This is a genomic window from Rhizobium sp. R339 (genome assembly GCF_002211395.1).
In the GTDB taxonomy this organism is placed as follows: Bacteria; Pseudomonadota; Alphaproteobacteria; order Rhizobiales; family Rhizobiaceae; genus Rhizobium.
In genome coordinates this window covers 474,330-487,786 of the sequence record NZ_LOKV01000023.1, presented here as the reverse complement: position 1 = coordinate 487,786, position 13,457 = coordinate 474,330, and the positions used below count along the sequence as shown (strand labels likewise).

Here is a 13,457-nt window from a genome sequence, read left to right as displayed (position 1 = left end):
TATTCCCAAACAGGTCTCAGGCCAGCGCTTCGGCGATCAGATCATCGGCCGCTTCGGCAAGCAGCGCATCATGAGCCTCACCCGGCACCGCCTCCCGTCCGATTTCCAGCATCACCGGCACGGCCAGCGGGGAAATGTGATCGAGGGCGCGGTGGGTGATGTGCCCTTTGATTCGCATCAGCATATCGCCAAGACGGCGAATATCCAAAAGTCCGGTCGCCGCATCCTGGCGCGTCGCCTGCAGCAGGATGTGATCCGGCTCATGGCTGCGCAGCACGTCGTAGATCAGATCCGCCGACACGGTGATCTGACGGCCGCTCTTTTCCTTGCCGGGGTGGCGGCGCTCGATCAAGCCTGCAATCACGGCGCAATTGCGGAAGGTGCGCTTGAGCAGGAAGGATTCGTCGAGCCAGGCTTCGAGATCGTCGCCCAGCATGTCCTCGTCGAACAGGTCGGAGAGGCTGAGCCGGCCATTGCCGATCATCAGTCCCATATCTTCGAGGCCCCAGACGGCCAGCGAATAATCGGTGGCGACGAAGCCGAGCGGCTTGGCGCCTGCCCGCTCCAGCCGCCGGGTGAGCAGCATGCCGAGCGTCTGATGGGCGAGACGGCCCTCGAAGGGATAGGCGACCATGTAACCGCGGCTGCCGCGCGGGAAGGTTTCGATCAAAAACTCGTCGTGCTTCGGCAGCATCGATTTGTCCTTCTGCAGCGACAGCCAGTCGCGGACCTGATCGGGCAGAAGGCCCCAGCGGTCGGGATCGGCGATCATCGCCCGCACCTGCTCGGCGAGATAGGTCGACAGCGGAAACTTGCCGCCGTTATAGGACGGGATCTTCGGATCGAGCGAAAAGGCCTGTGACGCCAGGCATTCGTTTTCGCGGATCCCTTCGAAGCGCAGCACCTTGCCGGAGAAGACGAAAGTATCTCCGCGAGACAATTGTTCGAGGAAATATTCCTCGACCTTGCCCAGCGTGGCGCCGCCGCGGCCGATCCGGCCGCCCTCGCCGCGCTTGACCATGCGGATGTTCAGCATCGGGCTTTCAACGATGGTGCCGAGGTTGAGGCGATATTGCTGGGCGACGGCGGGATTGGAGACCCGCCAGCGGCCTTCCTTAGTCTTGCGGATACGGGCGTAACGTTCGTAGGTCCTCAGCGCATAACCACCGGTCGCGACGAAATCGACGACGCGCTCGAAGTTTTCCCAGCTGAGATCGGCATAGGGCGAGGCGCTGGTGATCTCGTCGTAGAGTTCCAGCATGTCGAAAGGTTCGGCGCAGGCCATGCCGAGCACGTGCTGGGCGAGCACATCGAGCGCGCCGCGGCCGACCGGCGGTGTATCCTGCGCGCCGATATAATTGGCGTCGAGCGCCGCCTGACACTCCATGACCTCGAAACGGTTGGCCGGCACGAGGATCGCCTTCGAGGGCTCGTCCATGCGGTGATTGGCGCGGCCGATGCGCTGGGCAAGGCGTGAGGCGCCCTTCGGCGCGCCGACATGGATGACGAGATCGACATCGCCCCAGTCGATGCCGAGATCGAGCGTCGAGGTGGCGACGACGGCACGCAGGCGGTTTTCGGCCATCGCCGCCTCGACCTTGCGGCGTTGGGCGACATCGAGCGAGCCGTGATGGAGGGCAATCGGAAGGTTGTCGTCATTGATCGTCCAGAGTTCCTGGAAGAGCATTTCGGCCTGGCTGCGGGTGTTGACGAAGAGCAGCGTCGTCTGGTGATCGAGGAGCTGCCTGTACACATCGGGAATGGCGTATTTGGCGGAATGGCCGGCCCAGGGAATGCGCTCTTCGGTGGACAGGATCGAGATATCGGGCTTGGCGCCGCCTTCGACGACGACGAGGCCGGCATGATGCTCTTTCCCCTCCTCCTGGGCGACCAGCCATTTCTGCAGGTCCATCGGCTCGGCCACGGTCGCCGACAGGCCGATGGTCTTCAGACCGGGGGCAAGGCGGCGCAGACGGGCAAGCCCGAGCGAGAGCATATGACCGCGCTTCGAGGTGACGAGCGAATGCAATTCGTCGAGCACCACATATTTCAGATCCTTGAAGAATCGTTCTGCCTCGCGATTGGCGAGAAGCAGGGCGACCTGTTCTGGCGTCGTCAGCAGAATATCCGGCGGATTGAGCTTCTGGCGCTGGCGCTTGGCGTTCGGCGTATCGCCGGTGCGGTTTTCGACGGTGACCGGCAGGCCCATTTCCGCCACCGGCTTCATCAGGTTGCGCTCGATGTCGATCGCCAGCGCCTTCAGCGGCGAGACATAAAGCGTGTGGATGCCGGTGAAGGCCGAGCCGGGCGGAATCTTGCCGCGGCGGGTGAGATCGGTGAGCGACGGCAGAAAACCGGCCAGCGTCTTGCCGGCGCCGGTCGGCGCAATCAGCAGCGTGCTTTCGCCGGCCTCGGCGCGGGCGAGCAGCTCCAGCTGATGGGCGCGCGGACGCCAGCCCTTCTCCGCAAACCAGCGGGCAAAGGCGGCAGGAAGCAGGGCGCGGGCTTCGGAATCGATCTGGTCCACGCCCTGAAGGTAGTGAAAAGCGGAAGAAAAAGAAGAGCGGCCGCCGCTCACATCGCGATATAGCGGTCCTTGCGGTGATTGATGGCCAGCGTCAGGTTGAGCACGATCGCGCCGAGCACGGAACAGGCGATGATGACGGGGCTGGCAACGAAGAAGGAGAGCGCCAGCACGATGCCATCGAAGCCGAGCTGGACGAGGCCGGCACGCCAGCCGAAACGATCCTGGATGTAGAGGGCAAGGATGCCGATGCCGCCGAGACTGGCGCGGTGGCGGAAGAGCGCCAGCATGCCGGCAGCGATGGCGAGGCCTCCGAAGAGTGCACCGGCAACGGGGTGGACATGCCCGATGCCGATGAAGCCCGGCGCGAATTCGGACAGGATTGAGGTGAGCCCGATCGCGACGAAGGTCTTGATGGTGAAAGCGGGGCCTAAACGGCGGAAAGCGAGATAGTAGAAGGGCAGGTTTACCGCAAAGAAGCAGAGGCCGAAACTTATGCCGGTCGCGTAATGCGCGAGGAAGGCAAGACCCGCGGTGCCGCCGGCAAGCAGGCCTGCGCCGGAGAGAAGCGAGACGCCGAGCACGGCGAGCATGCTGCCGGCGACAATGCCCTGCGCATCGTCGAACAGAGAATGGCGATTGGCGCTGGAATTGAGAAGGCCTGCGAAGGCGTTGGATGCCATATCTGTCCCCTGTCGGCTTTTTCGTTTTCTATCCCGCGCGGCGGTAAAGACAAGTGGCGGCGAGATACCTGTTGACAACCGTGATAATCATGGATATTTCTTATCCACGATTAGAGGAAGCCTTCATGAAGATGAGCGATGGGGTCGAGCAGGCCATTCACAGCGTTGCGATGCTTTCCGGCCTCTCGGACGGCGGTGTGCTTTCAGCCGCGGCACTGGCGGAATTCCACGGTGTGTCGACGAGCTATCTGTTGAAACATCTGCAGGCGCTGTCGGGCGCCGGCATCCTCGATACCGTACCAGGCCCGAAAGGCGGATATCGGCTGGCAAAGGCGCCGGCGGAGATTTCGCTGCTCGACATCCTGCTTGCAGTCGAAGGGCCGGCGCCGGCCTTCCGCTGCGCCGAAATACGCCAGCGCGGGCCGAACCCGGTCTCCGACCGCTTCTTCGCCAAGCCCTGCAACATCAGCGCGGCGATGCTCAGAGCCGAACGCGTCTATCGCGCCGAACTCGCCAAGACGAGCATTGCCGATATCGGCATCGAACTGAATGCCCTCGACGACGGATCGATCGCAGCCCGAGGCTGCGCTTTCCTTGAAATCCATGAACGCAAAACGGCTCGCTGAGCCATAAAGGAGAAGATCATGCAACCGCGTTTCAATTTCGCCAAAGCCGCTCCGGACGCCTACAAGGCCGTCGCAGCACTTGAACAATATGTCCAGGCCTCCAGGCTGGAGCGCCGCTTCATCCATCTGATCAAGCTGCGCGCCTCGCAGATCAACGGCTGCGCCTACTGCGTCGACATGCATGTGAAGGAAGCCCGCCACGATGGGCTGAGCGAGCAGTGGATCAACTTGATGTGCGTCTGGCGGGAGTCGCCGATTTATGACGCCCGCGAACGCGCCCTGCTCGGCTGGGTCGACGCCGTCACCAACATCGCCAAGACAGGCGCGCCGGACGCCGACTACGAAGCGCTGAAGGCGCACTTCTCCGAGGAGGAGATGACGAAGATCACGGTGGCGATCGGTGCGATCAATATCTGGAACCGGCTTGCAGTCGGCTTCCGCTCGCAGCATCCGATCGATGCGGCTCAGAAGGCAGCCTGACGGCTTAAGGGATAGATCCCGGCGACCGACCCGAAGAATTCGGGTCGGTTGAATATGCTCACTCGCGATTGGTAGCGGCTCGCGCGGCAGCAGAGCCAGGCCGACTACCCGAGAGATCGGTGCTGTTGAATATGTCGCGGACGACTTTCGCGATTTCCTCTGCGGAAGTGCCCTTGGCATATTCTTCCTGCATGCGGAGCCTCACAAGTTTTTCCAAATCTGACATAGTTCACCTCATCAAATCCGGCGCGAGAAGAAGTGTCGCGTCAGGATCGATCACAGGCAAGTTACGTTTTGTTTAGAATGGCTTACCGATTTGTAATGTCAGAGGGCGATGTAACGGTCGGCGCGGTGATTGATGGCGACGAAGAGGTTGAGCACGACGGCGCCGAGCACCGAATAGAAGACGATGGGCGGCGTGGTGACGAAGAAGGCGGCGGCAAGCACGCACATGTCGATGGCAAGCTGGACGAGACCTGCGCGGATGCCGAAGCGCTCCTGCAGGTAGATGCCGAGGATGCCGACGCCGCCGAGGCTGGCGCGATGGCGATAGAGCGCCAGCGCGCCGAAGCCGAGCAGGAGGCCACCCAGAAGTGCTGCCCATGCCGGATGGATGCTCGATATGGAAAAGAGACGCGATTGCAGATCTGACATCGCCGATGTCAGGCCGATGGCGATGAAGGTCTTGACGGTGAAGGCCATGCCGAGGCGCTTCCACGAGAGATAGAAGAACGGCAGGTTGAGCAGGAAGAAGGCCATGCCGAAATTGAGGCCGAAGGCATAATGCAGGAGGAAGGCGACGCCCGCCGTACTGCCGGTGAGAAGGCCGGCGCAGGCGAGAACGTAAAGGCCGAGCGCTGCGACGAGGCTGCCGGAGAAAATGCCTTGCACATCTTCGATCGGCGAGTGGCGCGTCGCGCTGGTGTTCCAGACGCCAAGAGCATTGATGAGCTGTGTCATAGCGCCGGTCTCCAACAGCAGACGAGTTCGGGAACACCCGAAGAGTTCCGGGCGTGATGGACTTGAGGTGAATGCGCCGTAGCGCTCGACATGCTGTCGCCGCGCTTCGTCGTACGCCTTTGAAATATCAGGCTCCGGCGGTGGATCAAGGAAAATAGGTAAGCAACGCTGACCTATATAAAAATCGCAAGAAACATTCGTTCACCCCGCCTTGCGCGTAAGGAACAGAATGCCGAAAACGGGTTTACCGCCATCTTTGCGAATAGCCGTCTTGACGGTCTGGAGGATTTCGAGGCCGTGGCGGGCAAGCAGCCTCCTCACATAGGCTTCCGAATGGGCATAACGCAGCGACGGGGCGAGGTGAAAACCTTCGCCTTCCCCCGCATCCTCGATGGAAAAGGCGATGTCGGCGCCGGCGCCGGCGAGATCGTCGATGATGGCAAAGACGCTCTCGAGATTGCCGAGATACATCAAGACGTCGGCTGCCGTCACAAGATCGGTGCGATGGCGCAGGGCATCCGCAAGCACGCCGGAGAGCTCGGGTGCAAGCGATAGATCGGCCTGGGCAAGGTGATCGTAAACGCCCTTCTCCGCCGCCTTGGCCAGCATGTTCTGCGAGAGGTCGAAGCCCTCGAGGCGGCCGACATGCGCGCGGATTGCCGGACCAAGCAGCCCGGTGCCGCAGCCGAGATCGACGGCGCATTCGTAACGCCTGCCGGTGGAGGCGATCAGCGCGGCAAGCTTCTGCGGCACGTTGTAGTCGAGTTTCTCGACGAGCGAGGTTTCGAAACGGTCGGCATAATCATCGAAGAGCCGCTCGACATAGCGGCTCGGCGGCCGGTCGGGCGCAATTCCGTCGCCGAGAAGGGCGAGCTTGAGGGTTGCGCCGAAAATATCTTCGGGATCGAGGGCAAGCGTCCTGCGATAGGCCTCGATCGCGGCATCTGTCCTGCCCGCCTTTTCCCGATAGGTGGCGAGGCGATACCATCCGGCAGCCCAACCGGGCGCGAGCTCAAGCGCCTGTTCCATCAGCTCGGCCGCCGCCTCCGGCTCGCCGCCCTCTTCGAGCATTTTGGCATAATCGGCGCGGCGGTCGGCGATGACGTCGCCTGAGGAAAGCTGGTGGGGCTGCATCATCGGCTCTTCATTTTGCGCATATGGTGGCACTGCGCAGTTTGCATGGCTTCGCATCTGGCGGCGGCCACAAAAAAACTCAAGTCCTATTTCAGAGGCGGAACGGCCAATCCAGGAAAGGGCTTGCGGGCGGTGCGCCGCAACCTTAATTCAGGGGCAAACAGGAGATGGCGCATGTCCGATCAGGTGAACAAGTTCCTCGGCGATTCGCTCGGCCGCACGTTGATAAAACTCATCGTCGTGTCGCTGATTGTCGGTTTCGTCATGACCATCTTCGGCCTGACGCCGTGGAACATCATCTATGGATTCCGTGACTTCATCCTGGAGATTTGGCATCGGGGTTTTTCAGCGCTCGGGCGCGTCGGCGACTATCTTCTCCTCGGGGCGACGATCGTCATCCCGCTCTTCGTCATCCTTCGCCTTTTCAGCTATCGCCGGTAACATGACATCCATCGATCTTTCCAGACGCGGCATGCTGCGCCTTTCCACACTCGCGCTCGCCGCCGGCATCGCCGGCTGCACGGCGACACCGCGCCTTGCCGGCACGCCCTCAAACGGCGAGGACGAGACAACGAGCGTGCTGCCGCTCGTCAACCAGCTGAGGGCCAAGAACGGCCTGCCGCCGCTTAGCGCCGATCCAGCGGCGCAGACCGCCGCCCTCTTCCAGGCGAAACGCATGGCGAGCTCCGGCAAGATGGCGCATCTGATCGGCATGACCGACAGTTTCGGCGCTCGCGTCAAGGCGAGCGGTGTGCGGCTGCCGGCGGCTGAAAATATCGCCTCCGGCCAGCAGAGCGTCGATGCGGTGGTGACGGCCTGGATCAACTCGCCGCATCATCTGGAAAACATGCTCGGGCGTTATGACGGCCTCGGCGTCGCCGTTGCTCATAATGCATCTTCCCGGAACCTGCCCTATTGGGCCATGGTGCTCTCCAGCCGAGGCGATTCTTCCGCCGCATAATTCCCGAAATCGGAATCGGCTCAGCTCTAGATGAGGCCGGCATGGATACGCGCAGCAACAACAACGCGCTCGCTTTCGAGGTAACGCATCGGCTGGTGCTCTCGATCGCCATTCCGATGACGCTTGGTTTCATGACGACGCCGCTGCTCGGGCTGACAAGCACCGCCGTCGTCGGCCATATGGGCAATCCCGAGGCGCTTGCGGGGCTTGCGATCGGCGCGATGCTCTTCGACCTCATCCTCGGCAGTTTCAATTTCCTGCGCGCCTCGACGACAGGGCTGACGGCGCAGGCCTATGGCCGGCGAGACCAGCACGAGCAACAAGCCGTCTTCTGGCGGGCACTGATATCCGCGCTCGGCTGCGGGCTGGCGCTGCTCTGTCTTTCGCCGCTGTTGATGGCGGCCGGTTTGAAACTGATGGGCGCGGAAGGGGCGATCGCCGAGGCAACCAGCACCTATTTCTCGATCCGCATGCTGGCCGCACCGGCGGCGCTGGCGAATTACGCGATTCTCGGCTTCGTGCTCGGACGCGGACAGGGCAATGTCGGGCTGCTGCTGCAGGCCCTGATCAACGGCATCAACATCTTGCTGTCCATCTATCTCGGCCTGTCGCTCGGCTGGGGCGTGGCCGGGGTCGCCTGGGCAACCATGGCCGGCGAGATGGCCGGTGCGTTCGCCGGGCTCTTCATCGTGCTCGGCGGCTTCGGCAAGGCAGAGCGGCCGGCATGGTCGGAGATCACTTCCAGCCACCGCCTGGCGGAGCTTTTCGCGCTCAACCGCGACATCCTGATCCGCACTTTCGTGCTGATCGGCGCCTTCACCATCATGACGCGGATCGGCACCGGCTTCGGCGCGGTGACGCTTGCCGCCAATGCCGTGCTGATGAATTTCTTCCTGCTGTCCGGCTATTATCTCGACGGGCTTGCCAATGCCGCCGAACAGATCACCGGCCGGGCGATCGGCGCGCGGTACCGGCCGGCCTTCGACCGCGGCCTGAAGCTGACGACCCTCTGGTCCTTCGGTCTGGCGGCAATCGTTTCCGCCTTCTTCTTCGTGGCCGGCCCCTGGCTGATCTCGGTATTGACGACATCGCCCGAGGTGCGGCAGGCGGCCGGGACCTACCTGCCCTGGGCCGCGGTGACCGGGCTGACCGGCGCACTGGCCTTCCTGATGGACGGGGTCTTCATCGGCGCGACATGGTCTGCGGACATGCGCAACCGGATGCTCATGTCATTTGCCGGTTATCTCCTGATGCTCGCCGTCTTCGTGCCGCTCTTCGGCAATCACGGTCTGTGGCTGGCGATGAACGCCTTCCTGCTCTTCCGCGGCTTCTTCCTGGCCATGCTGGTGCGGCCGCGCGCCGATCAGACGTTCCGCGCCGCCCAATAATCCAGCCTGGTGTCGCGCAGTTCGCGGATCGAAGCGGCTTTTTCGCGGTCGAGCAGCCCGGAGAGGCCGCGCACGATATCGCCCGGCAGACCGGGACCTTCATACACCATGCAGGAATAGAGCTGGACGAGATCGGCGCCCGCCCGGATCTTCTCCAGCGCCGTTTCGGCCGAGGAGACACCGCCGACACCGATGATCGGCAAATCAGGGCCGACGCGCTTGCGCATTCTTGCAAGCACCGCCGTCGACTTTTCGAACAGCGGCACGCCGGAGAGACCGCCCGTCTCCTTGGCCTGGCGCTGATCCTTGAGACCATCGCGCGATAGCGTCGTGTTGGAGACGATCAGACCATCCAGCGGATGCGCGAGCGCTTCGGCGGCGATGTCATCCATGCCTTCCTCGGTCAGATCGGGGGCGATCTTCAGGAAAACCGGGATTTTCCGGCCGGAATTCGCCGCCATCTCGTCGCGCGCCGCGAGCACGGCGGAGAGCAGCGCTGCAAGGCTTTCGCGCGCCTGCAGGTCGCGCAGGCCGGGCGTATTGGGCGAGGAGATGTTGGCGGTGAAATAGCGCGCGACGGAGTAGAAGCGGCGGATACCGGCGACGTAATCGGCAATGCGATCCTCGCTGTCCTTGTTGGCGCCGATATTGACGCCGACAATGCCATTGCCCTTCAGCCCGGCGAGGCGCCCGAAAGCGGCGTCGTGGCCTTCATTGTTGAAGCCGAGACGATTGATGACCGCTTCATCCTCCACGAGGCGGAAGATGCGCGGGCGCGGATTGCCGGCTTGCGGCTTCGGCGTCACCGTGCCGATCTCGGTAAAGCCGAAGCCGAGCTTCAGCAGCGCTTCCGGCACCTCGGCATTCTTGTCGTAGCCCGCAGCCATGCCGAGCGGGTTTTGAAAGACGAGGCCGGCGACGGTCTGGCTGAGCCGCGGATCGGGAGCGATGTGGCAGGCCGGCACCAGGCCGGATTTCAGCGCCGCAATCGACATGCCGTGCGCCGTTTCCGGATCGAACATGAAGAGGCCCTTGCGGGCGATACGCTTGAAGGGGTCGATCATGGCTGCAGCTCCGGGAAGACATGGGCGCCGGCCTCATCGAGCGGCAGCGGCACCTCCCAGAGCACGGCTGCAAGCGGCAGGTCAGCATAGAGATGCGGGAAGAGATCGCCGCCGCGCGATGGCTCGAAGAGAAGCTTGTCACCGAAGCCGCCGCCGTCGACGGCAATCAGCAAGAGGCCGGACTGGCCGGCGAAATGCAGCGCGGCGGTTTGTTTCACTTGGTCTGCGGTGGAGAAGTGGATGAAACCGTCCTTGAGATCGATGCCGGCGCCATGAAAAATGCCGGTTTGTCTGGCTTCCTGCCAGAGCGCTTCCGTCACGATCTTGTAAAGGGTCGGTGTCACGGTCATCATGGCCTCGCGATTGCTGGTCCTCGGTCATCAGCGCTTTGCCGGAAAGAGGCGGCGATGTCCACGCCCCGGCGTTTAAAAAACGAGGCCGAGACAGGCAAATCCGGAGGATAAGACGATGAAGATTCTGGTTCTGACACTTGGCGTTCTTCTCCTGCCGCTCGGCGCCGCGGCGGCCGAAGCCGATGCGAGCCGTTTCCAGCTGGAGAAGAGCGGCGATCATTTCGTCCGTCTCGACCGGCAGACCGGCGCCATGTCGATCTGCCAGGACAAGGACGGCACGCTCGTCTGCCGGATGGCCGCCGACGAGCGGGCAGCTTATGAGGACGAGCTCGACCGGCTTTCCGAGCGGGTGACCAAGCTGGAACAGGGCGGCCTCGTCCAGCGCGCGCTGCCGAGCGATGCCGAGATCGACCGCTCGATCAGCATCATGGAGAAGATGATGAAGAGTTTCATGGGGATGGTGAAGGAGTTCCAGGCCGAGGAAAAGGCCAATCCCCTTCCGCAGAAGACATGATCTGATATAGTCATTTCAGTAGATATGCATGCGGCGCGGAGGGGATGGCGGCGCATGCAGGCGTGATCGGACTCTTGGGAGGGAGTTTTCGATGCAGGAACAGACCATCATCATCGCGGACGACCATCCGCTTTTCCGGGATGCGCTGCGCCAGGCGGTGATCGGCATGGAAGGCCGGCAGACGATCGTCGAGGCCGGCGATTTTGCTGCCGCACGCACGGCTGCGGGCACGCATCCGGATGCCGATCTGATGTTGCTCGATCTCGCCATGCCCGGCGTCAGCGGCTTCTCCGGTCTGATGGCCCTGCGCGCGGAATTCGCCAGCCTGCCGATCATCATCGTCTCGGCAACCGACGACGCGACGACGATTCGCCGGGCTCTCGAACTCGGCGCCTCCGGCTTCATTTCCAAATCTTCCGGCATCGAGGACATTCGCCGTAGCATCCAGACGGTGCTTGCCGGCGACATCGCCACGCCCGAGAGCTATCGCGACGGGCAGGAGCAGGATCCTGATGTCGCCGATCTGATCCACCGCCTGCACACGCTGACGCCGCAGCAGAGCCGGGTGTTGACCATGCTCGCCGAAGGCCTGCTGAACAAACAGATCGCCTATGAACTCGGCGTCTCCGAGGCGACGATCAAGGCGCATGTCTCGGCGATTCTCCTGAAGCTCGATGTCGACAGCCGGACACAGGCCGTCATCCAGCTCGGCAAGATCAACATGGCGATGGTCGCCTGAGCGCAGCGCTCAGCTTACAGGATTTTATTCCTTTCTCGTCTTTACTCGGGCGATACGGTCGGTTAATATTCCGCTCGGTTGAAGCGCGGCATTGGATGAGCCGCACGGGATCGGGCGCATATGCTGTCACATGAGCAGATCTGGGGAGCGATTGACAGGCTTGCCGAACGGCACGACCTGACACCATCCGGTCTTGCCCGGCGCGCCGGGCTCGACCCGACCTCCTTCAACAAATCGAAACGGCTATCCGCCGACGGGCGGTTGCGCTGGCCCTCGACCGAATCGATCGCCAAGGTGCTCGAGGCGACAGGGGCGAGTATGGAGCAGTTTCTTGCCTTCATGCGGCCGGGCGGCAGCCCTTCCGGATTGCCGGAAGCAGCGTTTCAGCCGCAGGGCAGCTCCATTCCGCTGCTGGGCTTCGCGCAGGCGGGTGCAGGCGGCTTCTTCGACGACGGCGGTTTTCCGGCCGGCCAGGGCTGGGACGTAGTCGAATTTCCGGCGGCGCCATCGCAAAAGGCCGGCGTTTATGCGCTAGAGGTGCAGGGCGAGAGCATGATGCCGCTCTACCGCGACGGCGACGTGCTGATCGTCGAACCGGGCGCGCAGGTGCGCCGCAACGACCGCGTCGTGGTGCGTACACGCGAGGGTGAGGTGATGGCCAAGGTGCTGCTGCGCCAGAGCCCGCGGTCGATCGAGCTGATGTCGCTCAATCCCGAACACCCCAACCGCACCCTCGATCTTTCCGATGTCGATTGGATCGCCCGCATCATCTGGGCCAGTCAGTAGGAAGATATTCCATGCGCCCTGCTGCCGTCTTCACAGGTTTCACAGGGATGGCGGTGGTAGCCGGCCTGCTGATGGCAGGCGAAGCAAGGCTTCGCGGCGGCCCATCAGGAGAAGAAAGCACGCCCGCAGAGGAGACGGCCGCAGCAGCGCCGGGTGTTGCCCCTGAGACAGCCAAACCCACGGCGAGGATATCGGACGAACGTGCCGAGATGATCGCCCGTTCCGCAGAACCGGCGGCTCCGCCCGCTGCGGCAGCGCCCGATGGCAAGGCGCCCACACCCGCCGACCTCGCGCAACAAGCGGCGCCTGCCGTCAGCGAAACGGCGAGTCCCGCTGCGAAAAAGGCGATCGAGCTGCCGAGGCCGATGGTCGAAAATGCCGGCGATCTTTCCTTCGGCGAGCGCAGGCTTCAGCTTGCCGGCATCGTCGCGACACCGGCCGACAGGATATGCGGGCCGGCAGGCCGGCAATGGCCCTGCGGCATGATGGCGAAGACGGCGCTACGCCAGTTGCTGCGCAACCGCAGCATCAACTGCGATCTCGATCGGGCCGAATGGAAGGGAACGATCACGGCGGCCTGCCGGCTCGGCACCCAGGATCTCGGCTCGTGGCTTGCCGAAAACGGCTGGGCGGAAGTAGCGGCGGGTTCGCCTCTCGCGGCCATCTCCGAGACAGCCAGGCAGGCGGGGCGAGGCATATATGGCGGCGATCCGCGCCGCAAATAACCGATACGCCGCGACAGGGATTGGCTTTGTCTCGTAGGGGGCGATCCCTTGTAATGGCCGCCGCCACTTCCTAATCTGGGCAGATCGAAAAAGGAATCAGAGATGAACAAGCCGCTTTCCGCCCATGATGCCCTGATTTACGTGATGGTGATGGCATCCGCCGTCGACAGCACGATGAACGACAGGGAGATGACGAGGATCGGCCAACTGATTGGCTTCCTGCCGGTTTTCAAGGATTTCGATGACGATAAGCTGATTTCGATCGCGCGCGACTGCGCCTCGCTTCTTGCCGGCCCGGAGGGTCTCGACGTCGTTCTCGAAACGGTGCGCGATACCCTGCCGGCAAAGCTCTACGACACGGCCTATGCGCTCGCCGTCGAAGTGGCCTCCGCCGATCTCTCGGTCAAAGCCGAGGAACTCCGGCTGCTCAGCCTGCTGCGCGACCGGCTCGGCCTCGACAAGCTCACTTGCGCCGCGATCGAACGCAGCGCCATTGCCCGCTTCCGCAAGGGCTAGAGTC

The 13,457-nt window shown here is 62.9% G+C and carries 16 protein-coding genes; 10 read left to right on the top strand and 6 right to left on the bottom strand.

Going from position 1 to position 13,457, the window contains the following annotated elements; all coding sequences use genetic code 11:
* Positions 1-16: 16 nt before the first annotated feature.
* On the bottom strand, positions 17-2,527 hold the full coding sequence (locus tag ATY76_RS21685) for a ligase-associated DNA damage response DEXH box helicase (RefSeq protein WP_088676977.1): 2,511 nt from the start codon (positions 2,525-2,527) through the stop codon (positions 17-19).
* Positions 2,528-2,574: 47 nt separating this feature from the next.
* Positions 2,575-3,207, bottom strand: coding sequence for a YitT family protein (locus tag ATY76_RS21680; protein WP_088676752.1), 633 nt, complete (start codon positions 3,205-3,207; stop codon positions 2,575-2,577).
* Positions 3,208-3,332: 125 nt separating this feature from the next.
* Between ATY76_RS21680 and ATY76_RS21675 the strand changes: the two genes are divergently transcribed.
* The gene (locus ATY76_RS21675; RefSeq protein WP_088676751.1) at positions 3,333-3,833 is read left to right on the top strand and encodes an Rrf2 family transcriptional regulator; all 501 of its coding nucleotides are present in this window, start codon (positions 3,333-3,335) and stop codon (positions 3,831-3,833) included.
* 18 nt (positions 3,834-3,851) lie between these two features.
* Entirely contained in the window at positions 3,852-4,313 is a 462-nt protein-coding gene (locus ATY76_RS21670; protein WP_088676750.1) for a carboxymuconolactone decarboxylase family protein, read from the top strand.
* Between the two features lie 324 nt (positions 4,314-4,637).
* Here the strand turns inward: ATY76_RS21670 and ATY76_RS21665 are convergent, their stop codons facing one another.
* On the bottom strand, positions 4,638-5,273 hold the full coding sequence (locus tag ATY76_RS21665; RefSeq protein WP_088676749.1) for a YitT family protein: 636 nt from the start codon (positions 5,271-5,273) through the stop codon (positions 4,638-4,640).
* A gap of 201 nt (positions 5,274-5,474) precedes the next feature.
* A complete protein-coding gene (locus ATY76_RS21660) occupies positions 5,475-6,407 on the bottom strand; it encodes a tetratricopeptide repeat protein (RefSeq protein ID WP_088676976.1) in 933 nt (310 codons plus the stop codon).
* Positions 6,408-6,581: 174 nt separating this feature from the next.
* Here ATY76_RS21660 and ATY76_RS21655 point away from each other — a divergent pair, with 174 nt between their 5' ends.
* The 3 genes from ATY76_RS21655 to ATY76_RS21645 are packed head-to-tail and all read left to right on the top strand — an operon-like array spanning position 6,582 to position 8,756.
* Positions 6,582-6,848 (top strand): DUF6460 domain-containing protein, encoded by a 267-nt coding sequence (locus ATY76_RS21655; protein WP_088676748.1) that lies wholly within the window; start codon positions 6,582-6,584, stop codon positions 6,846-6,848.
* Position 6,849: 1 nt separating this feature from the next.
* Complete coding sequence (locus ATY76_RS21650) at positions 6,850-7,368, top strand: CAP domain-containing protein (protein ID WP_088676747.1); 519 nt, start codon at positions 6,850-6,852, stop codon at positions 7,366-7,368.
* Between the two features lie 41 nt (positions 7,369-7,409).
* Positions 7,410-8,756, top strand: coding sequence for an MATE family efflux transporter (locus ATY76_RS21645; protein ID WP_088676746.1), 1,347 nt, complete (start codon positions 7,410-7,412; stop codon positions 8,754-8,756).
* Here ATY76_RS21645 and ATY76_RS21640 read toward each other — a convergent pair.
* Both ATY76_RS21640 and ATY76_RS21635 read right to left on the bottom strand, forming a co-directional pair.
* Positions 8,732-9,820 carry a quinone-dependent dihydroorotate dehydrogenase gene (locus ATY76_RS21640; RefSeq protein WP_088676745.1) on the bottom strand — a complete coding sequence of 363 codons (1,089 nt, stop codon included), beginning with the start codon at positions 9,818-9,820 and terminating at the stop codon, positions 8,732-8,734. The genes ATY76_RS21645 and ATY76_RS21640 overlap by 25 nt on opposite strands.
* Positions 9,817-10,170 carry a DUF952 domain-containing protein gene (locus ATY76_RS21635; protein ID WP_088676975.1) on the bottom strand — a complete coding sequence of 118 codons (354 nt, stop codon included), beginning with the start codon at positions 10,168-10,170 and terminating at the stop codon, positions 9,817-9,819. Before ATY76_RS21635 ends, ATY76_RS21640 begins: the two co-directional genes overlap by 4 nt.
* A gap of 118 nt (positions 10,171-10,288) precedes the next feature.
* Between ATY76_RS21635 and ATY76_RS21630 the strand changes: the two genes are divergently transcribed.
* The 5 genes from ATY76_RS21630 to ATY76_RS21610 all read left to right on the top strand — a co-directional run bounded on the left by ATY76_RS21630 (position 10,289) and on the right by ATY76_RS21610 (position 13,453).
* The gene (locus ATY76_RS21630; protein WP_088676744.1) at positions 10,289-10,687 is read left to right on the top strand and encodes a hypothetical protein; all 399 of its coding nucleotides are present in this window, start codon (positions 10,289-10,291) and stop codon (positions 10,685-10,687) included.
* A 91-nt stretch (positions 10,688-10,778) separates the two neighbouring features.
* On the top strand, positions 10,779-11,426 hold the full coding sequence (locus ATY76_RS21625) for a response regulator transcription factor (protein ID WP_088676743.1): 648 nt from the start codon (positions 10,779-10,781) through the stop codon (positions 11,424-11,426).
* A gap of 120 nt (positions 11,427-11,546) precedes the next feature.
* Positions 11,547-12,212, top strand: coding sequence for a helix-turn-helix transcriptional regulator (locus ATY76_RS21620; protein WP_088676742.1), 666 nt, complete (start codon positions 11,547-11,549; stop codon positions 12,210-12,212).
* 11 nt (positions 12,213-12,223) lie between these two features.
* A complete protein-coding gene (locus ATY76_RS21615; protein ID WP_088676741.1) occupies positions 12,224-12,937 on the top strand; it encodes a thermonuclease family protein in 714 nt (237 codons plus the stop codon).
* A gap of 102 nt (positions 12,938-13,039) precedes the next feature.
* Positions 13,040-13,453: a tellurite resistance TerB family protein gene (locus ATY76_RS21610; protein ID WP_088676740.1), complete on the top strand. Its 414-nt coding sequence runs from the start codon at positions 13,040-13,042 to the stop codon at positions 13,451-13,453.
* Positions 13,454-13,457 lie beyond the last annotated feature (4 nt).